At 66.0% G+C, this 23865-nt stretch carries 20 protein-coding genes; 16 read left to right on the forward strand and 4 right to left on the reverse strand.

Annotation, left to right across the window (positions count from 1 at the left end; genetic code table 11):
* Positions 1–252 (forward strand): PfkB family carbohydrate kinase (locus G3N98_RS21700; RefSeq protein WP_241026025.1); only part of this gene is annotated, 252 nt, incomplete at its 5' end.
* 278 nt (positions 253–530) lie between these two features.
* Entirely contained in the window at positions 531–2297 is a 1767-nt protein-coding gene (locus G3N98_RS21705) for a methyl-accepting chemotaxis protein (protein WP_206149186.1), read from the forward strand.
* 18 nt (positions 2298–2315) lie between these two features.
* Here G3N98_RS21705 and G3N98_RS21710 read toward each other — a convergent pair whose 3' ends face one another.
* Complete coding sequence (locus G3N98_RS21710; RefSeq protein ID WP_206149187.1) at positions 2316–2474, reverse strand: hypothetical protein; 159 nt, start codon at positions 2472–2474, stop codon at positions 2316–2318.
* 376 nt (positions 2475–2850) lie between these two features.
* On the opposite strand from G3N98_RS21710, the gene G3N98_RS21715 reads away from it, so the two are divergent.
* The 4 genes from G3N98_RS21715 (at position 2851) to G3N98_RS21730 (ending at position 9380) form a co-directional block, all read left to right on the forward strand.
* Positions 2851–4773 (forward strand): PrkA family serine protein kinase, encoded by a 1923-nt coding sequence (locus G3N98_RS21715; RefSeq protein WP_011351905.1) that lies wholly within the window; start codon positions 2851–2853, stop codon positions 4771–4773.
* Positions 4774–4898: 125 nt separating this feature from the next.
* A complete protein-coding gene (locus G3N98_RS21720; RefSeq protein ID WP_039358726.1) occupies positions 4899–6167 on the forward strand; it encodes a YeaH/YhbH family protein in 1269 nt (422 codons plus the stop codon).
* Positions 6164–7843, forward strand: a complete 1680-nt coding sequence (locus tag G3N98_RS21725) for a SpoVR family protein (protein ID WP_089425356.1) — start codon at positions 6164–6166, stop codon at positions 7841–7843. The genes G3N98_RS21720 and G3N98_RS21725 overlap by 4 nt, the downstream gene beginning before the upstream one ends.
* A 232-nt stretch (positions 7844–8075) precedes the next feature.
* A complete protein-coding gene (locus G3N98_RS21730) occupies positions 8076–9380 on the forward strand; it encodes an MFS family transporter (RefSeq protein ID WP_089472729.1) in 1305 nt (434 codons plus the stop codon).
* An 85-nt stretch (positions 9381–9465) separates the two neighbouring features.
* On the opposite strand, the gene G3N98_RS21735 is transcribed toward G3N98_RS21730, so the two are convergent.
* Positions 9466–10395 (reverse strand): LysR family transcriptional regulator, encoded by a 930-nt coding sequence (locus G3N98_RS21735; protein WP_206149188.1) that lies wholly within the window; start codon positions 10393–10395, stop codon positions 9466–9468.
* Positions 10396–10532: 137 nt separating this feature from the next.
* Here G3N98_RS21735 and G3N98_RS21740 point away from each other — a divergent pair, with 137 nt between their 5' ends.
* The 9 genes from G3N98_RS21740 to G3N98_RS21780 all read left to right on the forward strand — a co-directional run bounded on the left by G3N98_RS21740 (position 10533) and on the right by G3N98_RS21780 (position 20089).
* Positions 10533–11534: an agmatine deiminase family protein gene (locus G3N98_RS21740; RefSeq protein WP_277396911.1), complete on the forward strand. Its 1002-nt coding sequence runs from the start codon at positions 10533–10535 to the stop codon at positions 11532–11534.
* Positions 11535–11580: 46 nt separating this feature from the next.
* Positions 11581–12495, forward strand: a complete 915-nt coding sequence (aguB, locus tag G3N98_RS21745; protein WP_089461011.1) for an N-carbamoylputrescine amidase — start codon at positions 11581–11583, stop codon at positions 12493–12495.
* A gap of 10 nt (positions 12496–12505) precedes the next feature.
* Positions 12506–13618, forward strand: coding sequence for a polyamine ABC transporter substrate-binding protein (locus G3N98_RS21750; protein WP_206149190.1), 1113 nt, complete (start codon positions 12506–12508; stop codon positions 13616–13618).
* A gap of 121 nt (positions 13619–13739) precedes the next feature.
* Positions 13740–14852, forward strand: coding sequence for an agmatine deiminase family protein (locus G3N98_RS21755; RefSeq protein WP_206149191.1), 1113 nt, complete (start codon positions 13740–13742; stop codon positions 14850–14852).
* A gap of 150 nt (positions 14853–15002) precedes the next feature.
* Positions 15003–16532 carry an agmatine deiminase family protein gene (locus G3N98_RS21760; protein ID WP_206149192.1) on the forward strand — a complete coding sequence of 510 codons (1530 nt, stop codon included), beginning with the start codon at positions 15003–15005 and terminating at the stop codon, positions 16530–16532.
* Positions 16533–16806: 274 nt separating this feature from the next.
* Positions 16807–17502 carry an alpha/beta hydrolase gene (locus tag G3N98_RS21765; RefSeq protein ID WP_206149193.1) on the forward strand — a complete coding sequence of 232 codons (696 nt, stop codon included), beginning with the start codon at positions 16807–16809 and terminating at the stop codon, positions 17500–17502.
* Between the two features lie 226 nt (positions 17503–17728).
* Positions 17729–18544, forward strand: a complete 816-nt coding sequence (locus tag G3N98_RS21770; RefSeq protein WP_089425367.1) for an ABC transporter substrate-binding protein — start codon at positions 17729–17731, stop codon at positions 18542–18544.
* A 94-nt stretch (positions 18545–18638) separates the two neighbouring features.
* Positions 18639–19361: an amino acid ABC transporter permease gene (locus tag G3N98_RS21775; RefSeq protein WP_206149194.1), complete on the forward strand. Its 723-nt coding sequence runs from the start codon at positions 18639–18641 to the stop codon at positions 19359–19361.
* Between the two features lie 2 nt (positions 19362–19363).
* A complete protein-coding gene (locus G3N98_RS21780) occupies positions 19364–20089 on the forward strand; it encodes an amino acid ABC transporter permease (protein WP_089456601.1) in 726 nt (241 codons plus the stop codon).
* Between the two features lie 159 nt (positions 20090–20248).
* Here the strand turns inward: G3N98_RS21780 and G3N98_RS21785 are convergent, their stop codons facing one another.
* Positions 20249–21511 carry a M23 family metallopeptidase gene (locus tag G3N98_RS21785; protein ID WP_206149195.1) on the reverse strand — a complete coding sequence of 421 codons (1263 nt, stop codon included), beginning with the start codon at positions 21509–21511 and terminating at the stop codon, positions 20249–20251.
* 339 nt (positions 21512–21850) lie between these two features.
* Positions 21851–22498: a TetR family transcriptional regulator gene (locus G3N98_RS21790; protein WP_089425370.1), complete on the reverse strand. Its 648-nt coding sequence runs from the start codon at positions 22496–22498 to the stop codon at positions 21851–21853.
* 150 nt (positions 22499–22648) lie between these two features.
* On the opposite strand from G3N98_RS21790, the gene G3N98_RS21795 reads away from it, so the two are divergent.
* Positions 22649–23848, forward strand: a complete 1200-nt coding sequence (locus G3N98_RS21795; RefSeq protein ID WP_206149196.1) for a MexX/AxyX family multidrug efflux RND transporter periplasmic adaptor subunit — start codon at positions 22649–22651, stop codon at positions 23846–23848.
* The last annotated feature ends 17 nt before the right edge of the window (positions 23849–23865 follow it).

Consider the following 23865-nt stretch of genomic DNA (forward strand, 5'->3'; position numbering starts at 1 on the left):
TTGACGCTCGGCGCGCGCGGCGTGCTGGCGCTGACGGCCGACGGCGCGGCGCGGCATTATCCGGCGCCGGCCGTGCAGGCCGTCGACACGACGGCGGCCGGCGATACCTTCATCGGCGGCTTTTCCGCACGGCTCGCGGCCGGCGCGGACGTCGATACGGCCATCCGCTTCGCGCAACGCGCCGCGGCACGGTCGGTCACGCGAGCGGGCGCACAGCCGTCGATTCCCACGCTGGCCGAACTGGCCGAATAGGGCCTGATCAAGCATCTCGGCCGGTACGTCGCAAACGACGGCCGGCCGGCTACCTGCGATGCGCGCCGGCAGCGGAGCGCCGCCCATCCCCTGGCTTCCAAAACATGCTGAAACACGCATTATTCATTTAGCTGTTTGTAATAAACAGACGAATAATTCGAAAAAATAGCGGAAACACCATCAAGTTGTGCGGTGCATGGTCGTAAATGCACCAAGTGAAGCAATGCTTCGAAGCGACGGGCCTGTCCCGTCCATCACGACGCAACACAGGAAGGATGATGGTGTTCAAAAACCTGACGATTCGTGCGCGCATCGGTTTCACGATGGCGTTTCTGGCGGTGCTCCTGGGGGTGATCGGCGCGCTTGGCGTGTACGGCATGACGCGCGCGAACGACACGACGCGCGAGGTTTTCACGAACCAGATGCCCAGCGCGGTCGATGTTTCGGTGGCCGAGATCTACGCCGCGCGCGAACGCCTGGCGCTCGACCGTGGGGCGCTGCTGGCCGGCACGCCCGACGCGGCGGCCGCCGTCGAACGAAGCCGCGCGATGCGCGCGCAGTCCGATACGTGGTGGCAGAAATACCTCGCGTTGCCGCGCGGCCCGGAGGAAGACCGGCTCGCACAGGACGTCGCCGCGAAGCGGCAGGCGTTGCAGCACGAGTGTGACGCGTTCGCGAGCGTGATCGGGGCGAACCAGACCGACCGGATCGGCGAAGGCGCGAAGCAGCTCCAGGCGCGCTACAACGACCTCTCGGTGGCGAGCGAGGCGCTGCGCAACTTCCAGTTCACCGATGCGCAAGCCGGCTTCGACCGTGCGGAATCCGCGTTCGACACGGTGCGCGTGCTGGCGATCGTCGCGCTGCTGGCCGGCCTCGCCGCCGCGGTGGTGTCATGGTTGACGCTGAGCCGCGCGATCGGCCGTCCGATTGCCGACGCGCTCGCGCATTTCGATGCGATTGCCGCCGGCGACCTGCGCCGGCCGATCGTCGTGGATCGCCGTGACGAGATGGGCCAGCTTCTCGAAGGCCTCGGCAAGATGCAGCGCGGGCTCGTCGACACGGTGCGCACCGTGCGCGGCGGCAGCGAGTCGATCGCGACCGCGGCGCGCCAGATCGCGGCCGGTAACATCGACCTGTCGTCGCGCACCGAGGAACAGGCCGCGGCGCTGCAGGAAACCGCGTCGAGCATGGAGCAGCTGACCGGCACCGTGAAACAGAACGCGGACAATGCACGCCAGGCGAGTTCGCTGGCCGCGAACGCGTCAGAGATTGCAAACAAGGGCAATACGGTGGTCGGCCAGGTGGTCGGCACGATGGGCGAGATCAACGACAGCTCGGCCAAGATCGCGGACATCATCGCGATCATCGAGGGAATCGCGTTCCAGACCAACATTCTTGCGCTGAATGCCGCAGTCGAAGCGGCGCGGGCAGGCGAGGAAGGCCGCGGTTTCGCGGTCGTCGCGGGCGAGGTGCGCAGCCTGGCCCAGCGTTCGTCGACCGCGGCCAAGGAGATCAAGGTGCTGATCGACGCATCGGTGGAGCGCATTCGCTCGGGTTCCACGCTGGTCGACGAAGCGGGGCGCACGATGAGCGACGTGATCAGCGCGGTGCAGCGCGTGACCGACATCATGGGCGAGATCGCGGCGGCGTCCGAGGAGCAGAGCGGCGGGATCGACCAGGTGGCGCGCGCGGTCGCGCAGATGGACGAGGTCACGCAGCAGAATGCGGCGCTCGTCGAGGAAGCCGCGGCTGCCGCGCAATCGCTCGACGAACAGGCCGGGCGCCTGCGCGAAACGGCAGCGGTCTTCCAGCTCAATGAAGACGAGGCACGCCCGGGTGTCGCGGCCCCGGTTGCCGTGCGTCACGCGCCGCGTGCGGCCGCCGCAACGGTGGCGGTGCCCGTCCAGGCTGCTGCGCGCGACGAGCGCGACGCACCCCCGAAACGCGTCGCCGCGGCGGCGCCGGTACGCCGGCCTGTCGCGGCTTCTGCAGCACCCGCGCAAGCGGCCGCTACCGCCGACGCGGACGATTGGGAAACCTTCTGATTCGCGCGCGCCGCGCATCTATCCCCATTTGGTGACGAACGACGCCCGCGACATGCGGGCGTCGTCGTTTCCGCGACGGAAGAAATGTGACAGGCGACGGGCATGAATGACGAGCGTGCCACGTCGCATGCCGGGTGAAACGTGCATCGAAGGATGCGTGCACAGGTTGTGCGTCATGTTCCCGCATCCGTCGTACGGGTATTTCCGTAAGGGCGCTGCGAAAAAAATTTGTAACGGCGCGCGCAACGTGTCGTCGAAAACGACCGCTCGAACGTATAGGGATGAAGGGGAGAAGCGACGACGTCGGAGGTGTCCAACACACAAGACGTTCCGTTGTTCGACGAGACGCGCCGGATGCAGTTTCTGCGGCTCGGGAGGTCGATTGTAAAACGACGAAATGTGTTGTCCAAGCGGTGTTGTCGAGAATGACGAACTTCATACGAAGAGTTCGTGAAAAAAAATAAGAAAGGGTTTAGGATGAATTCGAACGCGCTTGCTTCTGCGCAGTCGTACGAAGGCAGGCACGTCTTCAGACTCAGGCGAGGGAGGTAGCATGGATATTTACAGCAGCTTCGCGAACCGCTTCGAAAAAACGCGAGAGGAAGAGCTCTCGCTGGAGGAGTATCTCGCGCTCTGCAAGAACGATCCATCCGCGTACGCGACGGCTGGTGAACGCATGCTGGAAGCAATCGGGGAACCTGAACACATCGATACCCGCAACGACCCGCGCCTGTCGCGGATCTTTGCGAACAAGGTCATCAAGGTCTATCCCGCATTCCGTGAGTTCTACGGAATGGAGGAGGTGATCGAGCAGGTGGTCGCCTATTTCCGCCACGCTGCGCAAGGGCTCGAAGAGAAGAAGCAGATCCTCTATCTGCTTGGCCCGGTGGGCGGCGGCAAGTCGTCGATCGCCGAGCGTCTGAAGCAACTGATGGAGCGCGTGCCGTTCTATTCGCTGAAGGGTTCGCCCGTCAACGAATCGCCGCTCGGGCTGTTCGACTACGACGAAGACGGTCCGATCCTCGAGGAACAGTACGGCATTCCGCGCCGCTACCTGAAGAACATCCTGAGTCCGTGGGCCGTCAAGCGGCTGCACGAATACAACGGCGATATCCGCCAGTTCCGCGTGGTGCGCCGCTATCCGTCGATCCTGCGGCAGGTCGGCATCGCGAAGACGGAGCCGGGCGACGAGAACAACCAGGACATCTCGTCGCTGGTCGGCAAGGTCGATATCCGCAAGCTCGAACAGTACGCGCAGGACGACGCCGACGCGTACAGCTACTCGGGCGGCCTGTGCCTGGCGAACCAGGGGCTGCTCGAGTTCGTCGAAATGTTCAAGGCGCCGATCAAGGTGTTGCACCCGCTGCTCACCGCCACGCAGGAAGGCAACTTCAAGGGCACCGAGGGCTTCGGCGCGATTCCGTTCGACGGGATCATCCTCGCGCACTCGAACGAGTCGGAGTGGAAGGCGTTCCGCAACAACCGCAACAACGAGGCACTGCTCGACCGGATCTTCGTCGTGAAGGTGCCGTACTGCCTGCGCGTGTCGGAAGAGACCAAGATCTACGAGAAGCTGATCCGCAACTCGTCGCTGGCCGAGGCCGTCTGCGCGCCGGGCACGCTGAAGATGATGTCGCAGTTCTCGGTGCTGTCGCGCCTGCACGAGCCGGAGAATTCGAGCCTGTTCTCGAAGATGCAGGTGTATGACGGCGAAAACCTGAAGGACACCGATCCGAAGGCGAAGTCGTACCAGGAATACCGCGACTACGCGGGCGTGGACGAAGGGATGACGGGCGTGTCGACACGCTTCGCGTTCAAGATCCTGTCGCGCGTGTTCAACTTCGATTCGAGCGAGGTGGCGGCCAACCCCGTGCACCTGATGTACGTGCTCGAACAGCAGATCGAACGCGAGCAGTTCCCGCCGGAAACCGAGCAGAAGTACCTGTCCTTCGTGAAGGACGTGCTCGCGTCGCGCTACGCGGAATTCATCGGCAAGGAGATCCAGACGGCGTACCTCGAGTCGTATTCGGAGTACGGCCAGAACATCTTCGACCGCTACGTCACGTATGCGGACTTCTGGATCCAGGACCAGGAATTCCGCGATCACGACACGGGCGAGAGCTTCGACCGCGCCGCGCTGAACGCGGAGCTGGAGAAGATCGAGAAGCCGGCCGGCATCAGTAATCCGAAGGATTACCGCAACGAGATCGTGAACTTCGTGTTGCGTGCGCGGGCGGCGAATGCCGGCAAGAACCCCGTGTGGACGAGCTACGAGAAGTTGCGCGTCGTGATCGAGAAGAAGATGTTCTCGAACACCGAGGAACTGTTGCCGGTGATTTCGTTCAACGCCAAGGGTTCGGCGGAGGAGCAGCGCAAGCATGAGGACTTTGTGAACCGGATGGTCGCGAAGGGCTATACGCCGAAGCAGGTGAGGCTGCTTTGCGACTGGTACCTGCGCGTGCGCAAGTCGTCATGACGCGCGCGGTACCGCGCCCGTACGGCGTCGCCGTACGGGTGTTTTCAGAGACGCCGCCCGCATGACGGGAGACGGCATGTGCGGCGAGCGTCCCGGCATATCGACTTTCGAGCGGGAGACCGGGAGTGCTTCATCAAATCATCGACCGCAGGCTGGCCGGCAAGAACAAGAGTATCGCCAACCGCGAACGCTTTCTGCGTCGCGTCAAGAACTACATTCGTCGTGCCGTGTCCGACGCGGTGCGCGACCGTAGCATCAAGGATATCCAGAGCACGCAAAGCATCACGATTCCGCGCAAGGACATCGCGGAGCCGAATTTTCGGCACGCCCCTGGCGGACGTCGTGAATACGTGCACCCCGGCAACGAGGACTACGTGCGCGGCGACAAGATCCCGCGTCCGCAGGGCGGCTCGGGCGGCGGGGGCAGTCAGGCGAGCAACGAGGGCGAAGGGCAGGACGACTTCGTATTCGAGTTGTCGCGCGACGAGTTCATGCAGTACTTCTTCGACGATCTCGAACTGCCGCGCCTCGTGAAGACGCACCTGCTGACGGTGCCGAGCTGGAAGAACGTGCGCGCGGGCTGGTCGGCGGAAGGCACGCCGAACAACATCGACGTCGTGCGTTCGCTGCGCAGCGCGCTCGGGCGTCGCATCGCGCTCGGCTCGCCGCTCGTCAACGAGCTGCGCGAACTCGAGGCGCAACTCGAGGCGATGAAGAGCGATCCGGAAGACCGGCGCGCGGAGATCGCGGTGCTCGAGGCCGAGATCCATCACCTGAAGGGGCGCATCTGGCGGATTCCGTTCATCGATCCGTTCGACCTGCGCTACATCAACCGCGTGAAGCAGCCGCAACCGTCGAGCCAGGCCGTGATGTTCTGCCTGATGGACGTGTCGGGCTCGATGGACGAGCAGCGCAAGGATCTGTCGAAGCGCTTCTTCATCCTGCTTTACCTGTTCCTCAAGCGGAACTACGAGCGCATCGAGGTCGTGTTCATCCGTCACCACACGCGAGCCGAGGAAGTCGACGAGGACACCTTCTTCCATTCGACCGAGAGCGGCGGCACGGTGGTGTCGAGCGCGCTCGAGCTGATGCGCAAGGTGATGAACGAGCGCTACTCGCCGACCGAGTGGAACATCTACGGCGCGCAGGCGTCCGACGGCGACAACTGGACCGACGATTCGCCCAAGTGTCGCAAAATCCTGGAAGAGGATATCCTCACGAAGACGCGTTACTTCGCGTATATCCAGGTCGCGCCGGAAGAGCAGAACCTGTGGCTGGAATACGCGCAACTGGCCTTGTCTCAGCCGCACCTCGCGATGAAAAAAGTCGAATCGGCTGCCGACATCTACCCGGTGTTTCGCGAATTGTTCGAAAAGCAGGTGGAAATGTCATGACGACCCGCCATCTGCACAACGAGTCGCGCGGCTATGCGCCGCGCCCTTCCGGCGACGACACGGCCGGCCCTGCCGCATCGCAGCAACGCGGGCAGGCCGAACCACCGCCGCCGGCCGCCGACTTGCCCGGCTCCGGGCGAAAGGAAGCGCGTATGAACGTTGCCGAACGCAAGCCGCTGCCGTGCCCGTCCGACTGGACGTTCGAACTGCTCGAGGAATACGACACGCACATCTCGCAGGTTGCCGAACAATACGAGCTCGATATCTACCCGATCCAGCTCGAACTGATCAGCGCCGAGCAGATGATGGACGCGTATGCGTCGGTCGGGATGCCCGTCAACTACCGTCACTGGTCGTTCGGCAAGCATTTCCTGTCGACCGAGAAGAGCTACCGTCGCGGCCAGATGGGGCTCGCGTACGAAATCGTCATCAACTCGAACCCGTGCATCGCGTACCTGATGGAAGAGAACACGATGACGATGCAGGCGCTCGTCATCGCGCACGCGGCGTACGGGCACAACTCGTTCTTCAAGGGCAACTACCTGTTCCGGCTATGGACCGACGCACACGCGATCATCGACTATCTCGTGTACGCGAAGAACTACGTCGCGGAATGCGAGGAGCGCTACGGCCTCGATCGCGTCGAGGAACTGCTCGATTCGTGCCATGCGCTGATGAACTACGGCGTCGACCGCTACAAGCGGCCGCAGAAGCCTTCGCTGTCGAAGGAAGCCGCGCTGCGGCGCGAGCGCGAGGCGTACCTGCAGTCGCAGGTGAACGAACTGTGGCGCACGCTGCCGGGCAAGAAGCCCGAGCTGATGGAAGAGCAGGAAGACCGCTATCCGCCCGAGCCGCAGGAGAACCTGCTGTATTTCGCGGAGAAGAATGCGCCGCTGCTCGAGCCGTGGGAGCGGGAAGTGATCCGCATCGTGCGCAAGATCGGCCAGTATTTCTACCCGCAGCGGCAGACGCAGGTGATGAACGAAGGCTGGGCAACGTTCTGGCACTACACGCTGCTGAATACGCTGTACAACCAGGGGAAGCTGGAAGACAGCTTCATGATGGAATTCCTGCACTCGCACAGCAACGTGGTCTACCAGCCGCCCGTCACGAAGCCGTACTACAGCGGGATCAACCCGTATGCACTCGGCTTCTCGATGATGAGCGACATCCGGCGGATCTGCGAAGCGCCGACGGAAGAAGACTACAAGTGGTTTCCGGAGATCGCGGGCACCCCGTGGCTGCCGGCGATGCACTACGCGATGCGCAACTTCAAGGACGAGAGCTTCATCGCGCAGTATCTGTCGCCGAGCCTGATTCGCGACATGCGGCTGTTCTCGGTGCTCGACGACGACATGCGCGATTCGCTCGAGGTGTCGGCGATCCACGACGATTCGGGCTACCAGTACGTGCGGCAGGCGCTGTCGCGGCAGTACGACATCCATCACCGCGAGCCGAACATCCAGGTGTGGGCGGTGAATACGCGCGGCGACCGCAGTCTCACGCTGCGCCACTTCATGACCGACAACCGCCACCTGTCGAACGACAGCGACGAGGTGCTCAAGCACATGGCGCGGCTCTGGCAATTCGACGTGTTCCTGGAAAGCGTCGACGAGGCCGGCACCGTGCGCAAGCGCTACGAGTGCCGCTACGTGCCGCCGGAGGTGCGGATCTGAACGTCGCCTGCGGAAAGTTTGCATCGGACGCCAGCCTTGCGGCTGGCGTTTTCATATGACGAACGCGTGGCAGGAGAAAAATCTTCTACATCCGGACGAACCCGGAGAGCCCGTTACTTTACATTTCGCTAAAATTCCGTAGCGCCGTGCGCCGGAACCGGTGCCACGTGCAACCGCACGCGGCGGCCCCAGCCGTCTCGCCCAGAAAGCACTAAAAGGAACTGACCAATCCATGGACGTCCAGACCGACCAAGCTGCGCTGTCCGCGCATGACACCCGGCGGCGCGTGTTCGCCATCGTCGGCGCCTCGTCGGGCAACCTCGTCGAGTGGTTCGACTTCTACATCTACTCGTTCTGCGCGCTGTACTTCGCGCCGGCGTTCTTCCCGAGCGGCAACACGACGACGCAACTGCTGAACACGGCCGGGGTGTTCGCGGCCGGCTTCCTGATGCGTCCGATCGGCGGCTGGCTGTTCGGCCGCATCGCCGACCGCCACGGCCGCCGCAACGCGATGATGATCTCGGTGCTGATGATGTGCGGCGGCTCGCTCGTGATCGCGGTGCTGCCGACCTATGCGCAGATCGGCGCGCTCGCGCCGGCGCTGCTGCTGGTCGCGCGGCTGTTCCAGGGGCTGTCGGTGGGCGGCGAATACGGCACGAGCGCGACCTACATGAGCGAGGTGGCGCTGAAGGGCCGTCGCGGCTTCTTCGCGTCGTTCCAGTACGTGACGCTGATCGGCGGCCAGCTGTGCGCGCTGCTCGTGCTCGTGATCCTGCAGCAGACGCTGTCGGCCGACGAACTGAAGGCGTGGGGCTGGCGCATCCCGTTCGTGGTCGGCGCGGCGGCCGCGCTGATCTCGCTGTACCTGCGCAAGTCGCTCGATGAAACGTCGACGACCGCATCGCGCGACAAGAAAGACGCGGGCACGATCCGCGGCGTGTGGCAGCACAAGGGCGCGTTCTTCACGGTGGTCGGCTTCACGGCCGGCGGCTCGCTGATCTTCTATACGTTCACGACGTACATGCAGAAGTACCTCGTGAACACGGCCGGCATGCATGCGAAGACGGCCAGCAACGTGATGACCGTCGCGCTGCTCGTCTACATGCTGATGCAGCCGGTGTTCGGCGCGCTGTCCGACAAGATCGGCCGCCGCACGTCGATGATCCTGTTCGGTTCGTTCGCGGTGATCGGCACGGTGCCGCTGATGCATGCGCTGAAGGACGTGACGAGCCCGGTGGCCGCATTCGTGCTGATCACCGTCGCGCTCGCGATCGTCAGCTTCTACACGTCGATCAGCGGGCTGATCAAGGCCGAGATGTTCCCGCCGGAAGTGCGCGCGATGGGCGTCGGCCTGTCATATGCGGTCGCGAACGCGATCTTCGGCGGTTCCGCCGAGTACGTCGCGCTGTGGTTCAAGTCGATCGGCAGCGAGGAAACCTTCTACTGGTACGTGACCGTGCTGTGCGCGATCTCGTTGATCGTGTCGTGGCGGATGCGCGATCCGAGCAAGGAAGGGTATCTGCGTCACGAGCCGTGATCGGCTGCGCAGTGTGCGCATCGAGCGCATTCGCATCATGACGAACGTCCCGCCATCCGGCGGGACTTTTTTTTGCGGCGTGCGATTACGCGGGCGGAGGCGTCGCGTGGTCGGGCGCCGGATCGGATGCGCTCGACAGGCTGCCTTGCTCGACCAGCCATTCGAACATCCGCTCGACGATCGGCGAGCGCGACGGGCCTTCCATGCGCGACAGCCACCACGTGGTGCCGGGCAGGCGCGGGTAATCGGCGAGCACGGTCAGCGTGCGCTGGTCGATGCCTGCCTGCGCGACGAGGCGCGGCAGGCACGCGATGCCGCGGCCGCGCAGCACGGCGTCCAGCACGAGCCGCTGGTCGTCGTAGATCGCATGCATCCGGAATGCCGACAGCTGCTCGCGAAACACCGTCGCGAGACGCTCGTCGGTCAGGCTGGCTTCGAGACAGATGACGCCCGCGTGCAGCGGGTGCGCGTCGCGCGGCACGCGTTCGAGTTGCGCTGCCAGCGGCGTCGCGCACACCGTCACCCATTCGTCGCGCATGAACGGGATATCGAGCAGGCCGGGCTGCAGCATCGGCCGCGTGCCGATCGTCATGTCGACGTCGATTTCGTCGACGTAGCGCGCGGTTTCGTCGGTCGACAGCAGCGGGCACAGGTCGGGCAGCGCGTGCTGCAACTGCTCGAGGCGCGGCTGCAGCCAGCCATGCAGCAACGGCGCGGGACACACGAGCACGACGAGCCCCGGGTTCAGGTAGGTCGCGATGCGGTCGAGGCCGCCGCGCAACGTGTCCATCGCGCGCTGCACGCTGCGCTGCAGGACCTCGCCGGCGATGGTCAGTTCGACACCGCGGCCGCGCCGGCGGAACAGCGGCTGACCGAGTTGCGCTTCGAGCTGCTGGATCTGATGGCTGATCGCCGATTGCGACAGGTGCAGCTCGTCGGCCGCGCGCGAGAAATTACCCAATCGGGCCGCGGCTTCGAAGCCGGTCAGCAGTTTCAGGGAAGGAACGCGTTGCATCGAGGTATGAGCCAGATTGATTGATTCGGCCAATAAATATCAATATTCGTCAAGTTTAACCTGACGCACAATCGGCCATCAATCACAACGGAGGCTGAACGATGGGTCGCTTTGATGCTCGCCAGCGCGGTTACCGGATGCCCGCGGAATGGGAATCCATGGATGCCACGTGGCTCGGATGGCCGGTTCTCCACGATCGCGAGGATCTGTGGGGGAGCCATTACGCGCAGGTATGCCGCGAATTCGCGCTGGTCGCGCGGACGATCGCCCGCTACCAGCGCTGCGTGGTGGCCGCACACTACAGCCAGGCCGACGCCGCGCGCGAGATGGTCGGCGCGAGCGTCGACGTGCTGCCGGTCGCGGCCGAGGACAACTGGCTGCGCGACTGCGGGCCGGTCTTCCTCGTGAGCGAACAGCGCAGGCTCGGCGCGGCCGTGTTCCGCTTCAACTGCTGGGGCGAGAAATACCAGCCGTACGACGGCTGCCAGCAGGCCGGGCAGGACATCGCCCGCGCGGCCGGCGCGGAGATCTTCAATTCGCACCTGGTGCTGGAGGGCGGCGCGTTCTATGTCGACGGGCAGGGCACGCTGGTCACCACCGAGAGCTGCCTGCTGCATCCGAATCGCAATCCGCACCTGAGCCGCGCGGAGATCGAGGCGGAGCTGCGGCGGATGCTGGGCGTCGAGAAGATCATCTGGCTGCCGGGCAATCCCGACGAAGTGGAGACGAACGGGCACGTGGACGGCATCGCGTCGTTCATCGCACCCGGCCGGATGCTGTGCCAGACCGCGCTGCCGGAGCAGGGCGACTATTTTCACGTGATGCGGGAAAACCGTCGCGCGCTGGAGCTGGCGACCGATGCGGCGGGGCGCCGCTTCGAGCTGCTCGACCTGCCGTCGCCGATCGTCACCGAACGCTTCGGCTCCGAGCGTTACTGCGATTGCTATGCGAACTACATTCTGGTGAACGGCGCGGTGATCGTGTCCGCGTTCGGCGTCGAGCAGGATCAAGCGGCGCGCGAGGTATTCAGCCGCGCGTTCCCCGGGCGCAACGTGGAGATGCTGCCGATCCCGACGTTGTCGATCGGCGGCGGCAGCATCCACTGCTCGACGCAGCAGCAGCCGTGCGTCGCAGACTGAGCGACGTTTCGTCAGCGCTTTCCGGTTCGACCGAGGAGCAATCGCAATGCCGTCCAAACACATCACCGTCGCCGCCGTCCAGATGGCGTCGGGCAGCTGGAATCTCGAAGACAACATGGCCACCGCGGAGCGCCTGATCCGCGCGGCCGCCGCACAGGGCGCGAATCTCGTGCTGTGCCCGGAGCTGTTCGCGATGCCGTACTTCTGCCTCGACCAGAACGTGCGCCATCTCGAACTCGCGCAGCCGTTCGAAGGCAACGCGCAGATCGCCCGTTTCGCGGCGCTGGCCGGCGAGCTCGGCATCGTGCTGCCGATCGGCTTCTTCGAGCGTGCGGGCAATGCCGCGTACAACTCGATCGCCGTGGCCGACGCGGACGGGCGCGTGCTCGGCGTCTATCGCAAGACGCATATCCCGGACGGGCCGGGCTATACGGAGAAGTTCTATTTCACGCCGGGCGACACCGGCTTCAAGGTGTGGGACACGCGCTTCGGCCGGATCGGCATCGGCATCTGCTGGGACCAGTGGTATCCGGAAACGGCGCGCAGCCTCGCGCTGATGGGCGCCGAGATCCTGTGCTTTCCGACCATCATCGGCTCGGAGCCGTTCAGCAGTGCGTTCGATTCGTCCGGCCACTGGCAGCGCACGATGCAGGGCCACGCGGCCGCCAACATGGTGCCGGTCGTGGCCGCGAACCGGATCGGCCGCGAAGTCGGCTTCGGCAACGGCAATCCGGCGCAGCAGGGGCTCACGGGCGTGTTCTACGGGTCGAGTTTCATCGCGGATCACACCGGCGAGAAGCGGGCCGAGGCGAACCGCACCGATGAAGCCGTGCTCGTGCACACGTTCGATCTCGACGCGATTCGCGCCGACCGGCAATCGTGGGGCTTTTTCCGCGATCGCCGCCCGGAGATGTACCGCACGTTGCTGACCAGCGACGGCGTGTCGTCGTGTTATCGATGAGGGAGGCCCGATGAAACGGCAAGGAGGGTTGCGCTTCGTGGTGCCGGGCCTCGCGCTGTGCGTGCTGGCCGGCACGGCCCGCGCCGACGAAGAGAAGGTGCTGAACCTGTACAACTGGAGCAATTACTTCGCGCCGGATACGCTGGCCGGCTTCGAGAAGGAAACCGGCATCAAGGTGCGCTACGACGCGTACGACAGCGACGAGACGCTGCAGTCGAAGCTGCTGACCGGCAACAGCGGCTACGACCTCGTGTGGCCGACCAACGACTTCATGGCCAAGCAGATCCAGGCCGGCGTGTTTCGCAAGCTCGACAAGAACCGGCTGCCGAACCTGAAGTATCTCGATCCGTCGCTGCTGAAGCAGATGGCGCAATCCGATCCGGGCAACCAGTATGGCGTGCCGTACATGTGGGGCACCGTGGGCGTCGGCTACGACCGCGCCAGGGTGCGCGCGATCCTCGGCAAGGACATGCCGGCCGACAGCCTCGACCTGCTGTTCAAGCCGGAGATCGCGGCGCGCGTCGCCGCGAAGTGCGGGCTGGGCCTGCAGGATTCCGCGAGCACCGTGCTGCCGCTGGCGCTGCGCTATGTCGGCCGCGATCCGATGCACCCGTCCGCGCAGGACTATGCGGCCGCGCAGGCGATGCTGATGAAGATCCGGCCGTTCATCCGCGAGTTCGTCAATTCGTCCGATGCCAACGAGTTGATCGACGGCGAGCTGTGCGTGACGGTCGGCTTCTCCGGCGCGATCAACCTGGCCGCGCAGAAGGCGAAGGCGCGCGATCCGAAACGCGACGTCGTGTACGACATTCCGCGGATCGGCACCCTGATGTGGTTCGACGCGATGGTCATTCCGGCCTCCGCGAAGCATCCGGACAACGCGCATGCGTTCATCAACTACATCCTGCGTCCGGACGTGATCGCGAGGATCTCGAATTCGACGCGCTACGCGAATGCGAACCAGGGCGCACTGAAGCTGATGGACCCGGCGCTGGTACGCGATCCCGGCATTTATCCGGACGAGGCGACGCGGCGCACGCTGTTCACGCCGATCGCCGAATCGCCGGCCGCGATGCGTCTGGAAGGCCGGACCTGGCTCGGCTTCAAGACGGCGCGGCCGTGACCGCGCATCGTGAAGCCGCCGAACGACTGAAACAACCGAAGCAAACGAAGCAAACGAAGCTAACGAAGCTAACGAAGCTAACGAAGCTAACGAAGCAATCGGCAAGCGAAAGAGGAATGCCATGACAACGAGACGTCAACTGTTGCAACGCGGCCTGTCCGTATCGGGGGCGGCGCTGGCCGCCGGCGCGCTGGGCGGGTTGCTCGGCCGCGCCGCGCACGCGCAGCAGGGCGCAACCTGGCACATGCCGGACGAGGGTGCGCCGCATACGGCGACCTGGATGGCGTTCGGCCCGAGCGAGGACATCTGGGGCGCGCGGCTGTTGCCCGTTGCGCGCGCGAACCTGGCCGCGATCGCGAAGGCGATCGCCGCGCACGAGCCGCTCAAGATGCTGGTGCGCGAGCAGGACTATGCGATCGCGTCGCGGTTGTGCGGTTCATCGGTCGAGCTCGTCCAGCACCCGGTCGACGATCTGTGGATGCGCGACACGGGGCCCGTGTTCGTGAAGAACGCGTCGGGCCAGCTCGGCGGCGTGAGCTTCAATTTCAACGGCTGGGGCAACAAGCAGGAGCACGACCAGGACGCGGGAGTTGCGCCGTTCGTGGCGGAGCGCGCCGGTGCGCGGCTGCTCGACACGCGGCTGGTGCTCGAAGGCGGCGGCATCGAGGTGGACGGCGAGGGCACGGCGATCATCACGCGCAGCTGCGTGCTCAACCGGAACCGCAATCCGGGCGTCAGCCAGGCACAGTGCGAGACGGAGCTGAGCCGGCTGCTGGGGCTGAAGAAGATCATCTGGTTGCCGGGCATCGCGGGCAAGGACATCACCGACGGGCATACCGACTTCTATGCGCGCTTCACGAGCCCGGGTGTGGTGGTGGCCGGGCTCGATACCGATCCGTCTTCATACGACCACGCGGTGACGCGACAGCATCTGGAGATCCTGCGGAAATCCACCGACGCGAAGGGCCGCCCGTTGAAAGTCGTCGTGCTGCCGGGGCCGAAGTCCGTCCGGCATCAATACGAGAACGACGAGTTCGCGGCCGGCTACATCAACTTCTACGTGTGCAACCGCGCGGTGATCGCGCCGGCGTTCGGCGACAGCCGCGCCGACCGCAATACGCGCGACACGCTCGTCGACCTGTTTCCGGGGCGCGAGATCATTCAGCTGAACATCGACGGCATCGCCGCGGGCGGCGGCGGCATCCACTGCACCACGCAACAGCAGCCGGCCTGAGCGCGGCCGCGGGCCGGCATGCGTGACCGGCCCGTACGACCGTAGCAGGCAACAGTTCATTCCGGACTACTGAAAACAATGCGGAGTCCGTCTTGCGAGACGGAAGCCGGCGTGCACGCGTGCGCGCCGACCGCACAAAGGAGTTGAAACATGACGAAACGACGTACCCATGCGAGCACCGGCAAGCGCATGCAGCGCACACCCGATAACGGCCGGCGCAGCTTCATCCGGTATTCGGCCGCCTTTCTCGGCGTGCCGCTGCTGGGCAGCCTGGCCGCTTGCGGTGGCGGCGGCAGCGACGGTGCATCCGGCGCGGCTTCCACGTCGCCAGGCACCACACCCGGCACGAAGCCGTCGACGCGGTCGGTCACGTACCGGCTGCCTGCCGAAGATGCGCCGCACGCGTCGACCTACATGGCCTTCGCGTCCGGTGCGGACGGCATCTGGCTGCCCGTCACGCCGCAAAGCACGGATGCCGGCATCGACCGCGTGCGGGCCGACCTGATGGACGTCGCGAAGGCGATCGGCGCAACCGAACCGGTCGACATGCTGGTGCTGCCGGCCGATCTCGACGCGGCTCGCGCGCTGCTCGCGACCGCGAGCGTCGCGAACCCGGACCTGCATGCGCGCTACGCGGCACGCGCCGCGGGCGCGGGCGGGATCAACCTTGTGCCGCTCGCCGACGGCTTCAACGATTTCTGGGTGCGCGACACCGGGTGCCTGTTCGTCAGGGATACGACGAACGACAATGCGCTGAATGCGGTCGGTTTCAATTTCAATGGCTGGGGCAACGCGAACACCGACGGCGCCGGCATGAGCCCCGGCGCGACGGTCCCGCCGGAAGTCGCGGCCGCGAGCAACCGGTCGAAGGCGGGCAAGTTCTTCCAGCCGTTCGGGCGCGACAACACGGTGGCGGGCTGGATGGCGCAGCGGAAAGGCGCGAGCCTGATCCGCAGCACGTTGACGCTCGAAGGCGGCGCGATCGAATTCGACGGCGACGCGACGGCGATCCTCACCGAATCGTCCGTGCTGCACGTGAACCGGAATCCGCAACTGTTCGACATCCCGAACGGGGTGATCGCGAATGCGACGCTGCTGCCGACGGCGAAAGACACGGTGCTCGCCGAACTGCAGCGCACGCTCGGCGTGCGGAAGATCATCTGGCTGCCGGGCACGGCAACCTATCCGCGCAGCAGCGGCGTGGGCGGCGCCGGTGGCGCGGCGACGCCGGCCGGCGAGACCGACATCACGAACGGGCACGTCGACTTCTACGCGCGCTTTCTCGCGCCCGGCGTGGTCGCGTGCTGTTACGACGCGTCGAATTCGACCGGCGAACGCGCGTTGACGGACGCCAACCGGCAACGGCTCGCGGGCGAGACCGATGCGAACGGCCGGCCGCTGCAGATCGTCGAGCTGGTGCCGCCGGTCAATTTCGGCACGTCGGCCGGCACGAGCCTGAACGACCGGCAGATGACGAATTTCGCGGCCGGCTACATCAATTTCTACGCGTGCAACGGTGCGATCGTCATGCCGAAGTTCAACGACGCGGCGGCCGACGCGGCCGCCATCGCCGCGATCCGGCCGTATGCGGGAAACCGGGCGATCGTGCAGGTCGACATCCTCGGCATCGCATCGGGCGGCGGCGGCATCCACTGTTCGACCCGCGAAGTGCCGGTGTGAGCGTGTCCCGTCATATCGATAGTGAAATCGATTCGTTGTCCATGACGGGCGAATTCCTTAATCTGGGCCTGTAGTTCGTGTGACACCTCCTTGACTGGGATTCGCGCCCGCTGCTTGCAGCGGGCGTCTTTTTTGGTGCGCTGCGTCGCACGCCGGCCCCGGCGGGGTTGGTCGCGCGCGGCGGCTCGCCTATGCTGGTTGCTGCATGTCCGCGCGTCGGTCCGGATCGGCCGGGCCGGTGACGGTTCGATGACATGCCACGTCAAGGAGAGTCATGATGAGCAAACCCACGATCGTGCTCGTGCACGGCTTCTGGGGCGGCGCCGCGCACTGGGCAAAAGTGATCGTCGAACTCGCGCGCAAGGGCCATGCGTCGCTGCATGCGGTCGAATTGCCGCTGACTTCGCTTGCCGACGACGCCGAACGCACGCGCAGGATGATCGCGCAGCAGGCGGGCCCCGTGCTGCTGGTCGGCCATTCGTACGGCGGTGCGGTGATCAGCGAGGCCGGCAACCTGGCGAACGTCGCGGGCCTCGTGTTCATTGCCGCATTTGCGCCCGACGCCGGCGAAAGCCCCGGCGGGATCACGCAGGAACACCTGCCGGCGGCCGCGCCGAACCTCGCCCCCGACAGCGACGGCTATCTGTGGATCAAGCCCGACAAATTCCACGAGAGCTTCTGCCAGGACCTTTCGTCAGATGAAGCACTCGTGATGGCCGTCACGCAGAAGGCGCCGGTGGCGAGCACCTTCGCGGATACCATCCACGCGCCCGCATGGCGCGTGAAACCGTCGTGGTACCAGATCTCGAGCGAAGACCGGATGATCGCGCCGGAAAACCAGCAGCGGATGTCGGCGCGGATGGACGCGCGCAACGTCATCACGCTCGATGCGAGCCATGCGTCGCTCGCGTCGAAACCGGTGGCGGTCGCCGCGCTGATCGACGAGGCGGCGACCGCGCTCGCCGAGTGATGCGCGGGAAGCGGGGCGCGGCGGGCCGCGCGCGGTGCCATGCCGTGCCCGCGGCCCGCGCGGCTCATCACGAAACCCGCTGAGCAAAGCACCATTTGTTGGTTCGGATTTTCCGCACGCGCTGATACGTTAGCGGCTTCGCGACGACACACATCCGTCGCGATGTTCTTCGAACCGGGCCGCCGCGCGATCCGCGGCGGCCTTCATAACAAATCAGGTCGTGCTCATGAAATTCCACACGCTCGCTACGTGGCTCGTCGGAGCCGCGCTCATCACCGCAGGCACCGTCGCGCATGCGGACCGTCTCGACGACATCAAGAAGGCCGGTGTGCTGCGCGTCGCGACGTTCGACAGCAACCCGCCGTTCGGCTATGTCGACGGCAAAAGCAATCACATCGTCGGCCTCGACGTCGACTATGCGAAGGCACTCGCCGACAAGCTCGGCGTGAAGCTGCAGCTCCAGCCGACCAACCCGGCGAACCGCATTCCGTTCCTGACGTCCGGCAAGGTCGATCTCGTGCTCGCGAACTTCACGATTACCGAAGAGCGCGCGAAGCAGGTCGATTTCAGCATTCCGTATTTCTCGTCGGGCCAGCAGTTTCTCGCGAAGAAGGGCGTGCTGAAATCGGCCGACCAGCTGAACGCGCTGCGCGTCGGCGCCGACAAGGGCACGACCAACGAGATCACGCTGCGCGAGAAATTCCCGAAGGCGACGATCGTCGCGTACGACGACACGCCGTTCGCGTTCGCCGCGCTGCGCGCCGGCAACGTGCAGGCCATCACGCAGGACGGCCCGAAGCTGATCGGGCTGCTCGCGAACGTGCCGGACAAGCAGAACTACGAGATCCCGGCGTTCACGATCTCGAACGACTACATGGGCGTCGGCGTGCCGAAGGGCGAGACGCGCCTGCTCGGCTTCGTCAACGACACGCTGAAGGGGCTCGAGGCGAACGGCCGCGCCGTGCAGATTTACGACGCATGGTTCGGGCCGACGACGAAGACGCCGCTCACGCGCATCTTCCGGATCGGCGACAAGACCTGATCCGCGTCGCACGCGCGCCGCGACTGGCCAAAGCATCGGCCGCGCGGCGCTTTTCGTTTTCTTCCGATCGCGCGCTTCGCGCCCGCAACACAGCATGCTCGGGTTGGCTCCCAAATACCTGTCTTGGCTCTGGCAGGGCTTCCTGCTGACGCTCGGCCTCGCGGCCGCGTCGGCCGTCGTCGCGACCGCCGGCGGGCTGTTGCTCGCGGTCATGCGCCATGCGCGCGGCACGGCGCCGCGCACGATGGCGGCCGCGTACGTCGTCACGTTCCGCAACACGCCGCTGCTCGTGCAGTTGCTGTTCTGGTATTTCGGTGTCGCGTCGCTGCTGCCCGAACCATGGATCACGTGGCTGAACGCGCGTCATGCGTTGAGCATCGGCCCGTTCACGCTTGCGTGGCCGTCGTTCGAATTCGTCGCGGGCTGGGTCGGGCTGAGCGCCTATACAGCCGCGTTCGTTGCCGAGGAGTGCGAAGCCGGCCTGCGCGGCGTGCGGCGCGCGCAGCACGATGCGGCGGCCGCGCTCGGCCTCACGCCGATGCAGTCGCTGCGTTACGTGGTGCTGCCGCAGGCGGTGCGTATCGCGTTGCCGCCGCTGTTCGGCCAATACATGAATCTCGTGAAGAACTCGTCGCTCGCGATGGCGATCGGCGTGGCCGAGCTGTCGTATGCATCGCGGCAGGTCGAGACCGACACGTTCAAGACCTTCGCCGCGTTCGGCGTGGCAACCGTACTGTATGTCGCGGCGGTGGCCGCGATCGAAGCGGGCGCGTATGCCGCCACGCAATGGCGCGACCGGCTGGGAGCGGGGCGTTGACGATGGATCTTTCGCTGCTGTTCGCCAATCTGCCGTACCTGCTCGTCGGCGCCTTCCCGGAAGGGCCGCTCGGCGGCGCCGCGCTGTCGCTGCTGCTCGCGATCGCGTCGGCCGTCGCGTCGGCCGTGCTCGGCATCGCGCTCGGCGTTGCGATGGCGCTCGCGCGCGGCCCCGTGCGCGTGCTGCTGCTCGCGTTCATCGGCTTCTTCCGCGCGATTCCGGTGCTGATGCTGATTTTCTGGACCTACTTCCTGATGCCCATGCTGCTGCACATGGACGTGCCGGGGCTCGCGACGGTGGTGTGCGCGCTCGCGCTGATCGGCGGCGCGTATCTCGCGCACGCGGTGCATGCGGGCATCGTCGCGGCCGGCGACGGGCAATGGCAGGCCGGGCTGTCGCTCGGGCTCACGCGCTGGCAGACGGTGCGCTACGTGCTGCTGCCGCAGGCGATCCGGATCATGACGCCGTCGTTCGTCAACCAGTGGGTCGCGCTCGTGAAGGACACGTCGCTCGCGTATATCGTCGGCGTGCCGGAGCTGTCGTTCGTCGCGACGCAGGTGAACAACCGGCTGATGGTGTATCCGGCGCCGATCTTCCTGTTCGTCGCGCTGATCTATCTGGTGCTGTGCACGTCGCTCGACGGCGCGGCCCGCTGGCTGTTGTCGCGGCGCCCGCGCGCGGAACGTGCGGCGCACGCGGCGGCCGAGTATACGGAACCCGCGCGGTAGCGGCATGCCGCGGCCGTTTCGAATGGCCGAAGATGGCGTGTCGTTGAATTCGTGCAGCGGACACGCGTCAGGCAGGTCAGGCCCGGCGCGCAGGGGCAAGGAAGGTTGAGAGCCTGCCGCGCGCCGCTGCCAGTCGAGCAACGGCGCGCAGCACGTGCATCACGATGCCGAGTAATGCGTATTGAAGACGGCGCGCAGCGTCGATGAGTCGGTCGCGAAATCGCCCCACAGCGGCCCGTCGTTCTGCGCGAACGCGAACGGCGCCGTACGAATCGAGGCGAGACGGAAGCGCCATTGCGCCGCTTCCTGGCGGAAGGCGGTGAGCTGCATGTCGGACAGCGCCGTCTGCGCGCTCGCGAGCGTGACGAGCGGATCGACCGGATTGTTGGCGACGCGCACCTCGAAATGCAGGTGCGGGCCCGTCGCGGCGCCCGTCATCCCGACCGAGCCGATGCGCTGGCCCTGCTTCACGGTCTCGCCCGTCTTGAGGCCATGCGCGAACGCGGACAGGTGCGCGTAGTAGGTCGAGTAACCATCGGCATGATCGACGATCACGTAGCGGCCGTAGCCGCCCGGATCGGTGCCGACGAACGAGACGACGCCGTCGGCCGCCGCATCGACGGGCGTGCCGCTCGGCGCGGCGAGATCGACGCCCGTGTGGAACGCCATCGCCTGCGACAGCGGGTGAATGCGTTCGCCGAAGAACGAGCTGATGCGTGTCCACTTGACCGGCATCGTGAAGGCGGCGGCTTCGAGCGGCGAGCCGTCGAGCGCGTAGTACGCGCCGTGCTCGGCGCCCGGCGCGCGGAACCAGATCGCGCCGAACGTGCGGCCGGCGATGCGCAGTTCGAGCGCGGTGAGGCGCGGCGTGCCGTCGCTCGTATCGAATGCGACGCGGTAGTAGTCGCCGCGCTGCGCGCTCGCCCGCATCGCGACCTTGCCGCTGACGAGATCGCCGAGCTGGATGCGCACCTCGGGCGGCACGTCGAGGCGGTTCAGCGTATCGGACAGCGTGAGCTCGATATCGCCCGCGCGCATCCCGTGCTGGTTTTCAGGGGCCGCGAACTGGAACAGGTTCGCGTAGCCGAGCATCTCGTTGCGGTGCGCGCTGAGCGGCGCGAACAGCCCCGGCTGCTGGCTGCGGTCGTTGCGTTCGCCGGCATCGTTGCGCTCGCCGATCGTGCGGGCGAGCTCGCTCGTCACGAAATGCTGGGCGGTGGGAAACGGCGTGTCGGACAGCACGCGCTGCGGCAGCGCGGCCGTGCCCGAATCGACGGCGCCCGGCAGTTGCGACACGGCCGGCAGCGCGGCGAGGCCGAGTGCGGCGAGGGCGCCGAGCACGGCGGCCGGCACGAGCGCGCGCGCAATGCGCTGCGCGCGGCCGGGCGCGAAAGCATCAGGGGTAGCGGCAGACTTGACCAAGGTGTCCACATCCAGGAAAGCGGTTCAAAGGGGGTGTGGGCAGGGTCCACCGGCGGCACATCCGTCGGGCAGCGACGGGGCGGGCGGCGGGCGTGCAACAAAACAGGCCCCGCCAGGGGCCTGTATCGTTTCCGTTCGACCCAACGCGCGGGGCGGACCCGCTTCGAACGGCGGCGTGCATGCCGGGTCGTACCCGGTTATCACGAAGACGCTAAAGAAAGATGACAGCGTCAGTCTACCGATGTTCCGCGAAACGTTAAAAATTTTAAAGGGGGTCAGCTCATTCGTTTCGCAGTGCGGGAAATCGGGTTAAATCAGCATTTATTACGACAAATTCCGTCAGTCCGGCAATTTGTGCGCGCGGCTTCGCAGCGCGGCGGACGTGCGCACGGTGTCGAAGCCGGCGTCGAGCATGGCCTCGGCGTCGTTCCACAGGTTGCCGCGCAGCCGGTTGGTCCAGATCATCGACGCGAACACGCCTTCGAGCAGCGACACGAGATAGACGGCGGCCAGGTGCACGTCGAGATCGGCGGCGACTTCGCCGGCCGCGATCGCGCGGCGCAGCAGCGCCTTCGTGATCCGCAGCATCTGCAATTCGAGCAGCATGCGGCGCCGCTGCAGCGCGCCGTTCTCTTCGCTCTGCTCGCACTTCGTATAGAGGATCACGAGCACGCGCTGCATCGGGCCCGGCTCGCCGCATTCCTGCAGATAGTGCGACGCGGCGCGCCGCAGCGTGGCGAGCGGCGGCAGCCCTTCGCCGGCGTCGAAGCCTTCCGACGTGCGCGCGAACGCGCGGTCGCACATCGCGAGACACACTTCCATCTTGTTGCGGTAATGGCCATAGACGGCGCCCCGCGACATCCCGGCGGCCTCGGCGAGGTCCGCCATCGCGGTTTGCGCCACGCCTTTCTCGAGCAGCACGAGCTCGGCGGCGTCGAGGATCCGGTGCTTGATGGCGAGCGATTCTTCGCGGGTCTTGCGGGCCATGTCCTGAAATTCCTTACAGTTCGCTGTCGTTTTATTGAGACAGTGTGGCGGTCAGATTGAAGCGGCATGTATTTAATCAGTCGTGACTGATTATAATCGGCCACCCTGAGCCGCCGCATTTTATCGGTGGCGAACGATCCGAGGTCACACATGAATAACAATCGCTCCCTGTTGCGCCACCGACTGGCGCCGTTCGCGCTGGCGGCCGTGCTGGCCCTGGCCGGATGTGGAAAGGGCGACAAGGACGCCGCGCCGGAGGCCGCGAAACAGGCGACGGTCGTGACGGTGCGCCCGACGGCCGTGCCGATGACCGTCGAATTGCCGGGCCGGCTCGACGCGTACCGGCAGGCGGAAGTGCGTGCGCGGGTCGCGGGCATCGTGACCGCGCGCACTTACGAGGAAGGCCAGGAAGTGAAGCAGGGCGCGGTGCTGTTCCGCATCGATCCCGCACCGCTGAAGGCCGCGCGCGACGCCGCGCAGGGCGCGCTCGCGAAGGCGCAGGCCGCCGCGCTCGCGGCGAGCGACAAGCGCCGCCGTTACGACGACCTCGTGCGCGACCGCGCGGTGAGCGAACGCGACCACACCGAGGCCGTCGCGGCCGACACGCAGGCGAAGGCCGACGTCGCGTCCGCGAAGGCGGAACTCGCGCGGGCGCAGTTGCAGCTCGACTATGCGACCGTCACCGCGCCGATCGCGGGCCGCGCTCGGCGCGCGCTCGTGACCGAAGGCGCGCTCGTCGGCCAGGACCAGGCGACGCCGCTCACGACCGTCGAGCAGCTCGATCCGATCTACGTGAACTTCTCGCAGCCGGCCGCCGACGTCGACGCGCTGCGCCGCGCGGTGAAGAGCGGGCGGGCGACGGGCATCGCGCAGCACGACATCGCGGTGACGCTGCTGCGCGCCGACGGCACCGCGTATCCGCTGAAGGGCAAGCTGCTGTTCAGCGACCTCGCGGTCGATCCGACCACCGACACCGTCGCGATGCGCGCGCTGTTCCCGAATCCGGAGCGCGAGCTGCTGCCGGGCGCGTATGTGCGGATCGCGCTCGACACGGCGGTCGACCAGCGCGCGATCCTCGTGCCGCGCGATGCGCTGCTGCGCACGGCCGACCGCACGTCGGTGCGGGTCGTCGGCACGAACGGCAAGGTCAAGGACGTCGAGGTCACGGCCGACCAGATGAGCGGCCATGACTGGCGCATCACGCGCGGCCTCGCGGGCGGCGAGCGCGTGATCGTCGACAACGCCGCGCAGTTCGCGCCCGACACGGCCGTCAAGCCCGTCGAGCAGGCGCCGCCGTCGAAGGCGGCGCCGGCCGCGGCCGCTTCGCGGGCGGTCGCCCGTCAAACCTGACTGGTCAACACCACACC

It is taken from the genome of Burkholderia sp. Tr-20390, assembly GCF_017104595.1.
In the GTDB taxonomy this organism is placed as follows: Bacteria; Pseudomonadota; Gammaproteobacteria; order Burkholderiales; family Burkholderiaceae; genus Burkholderia.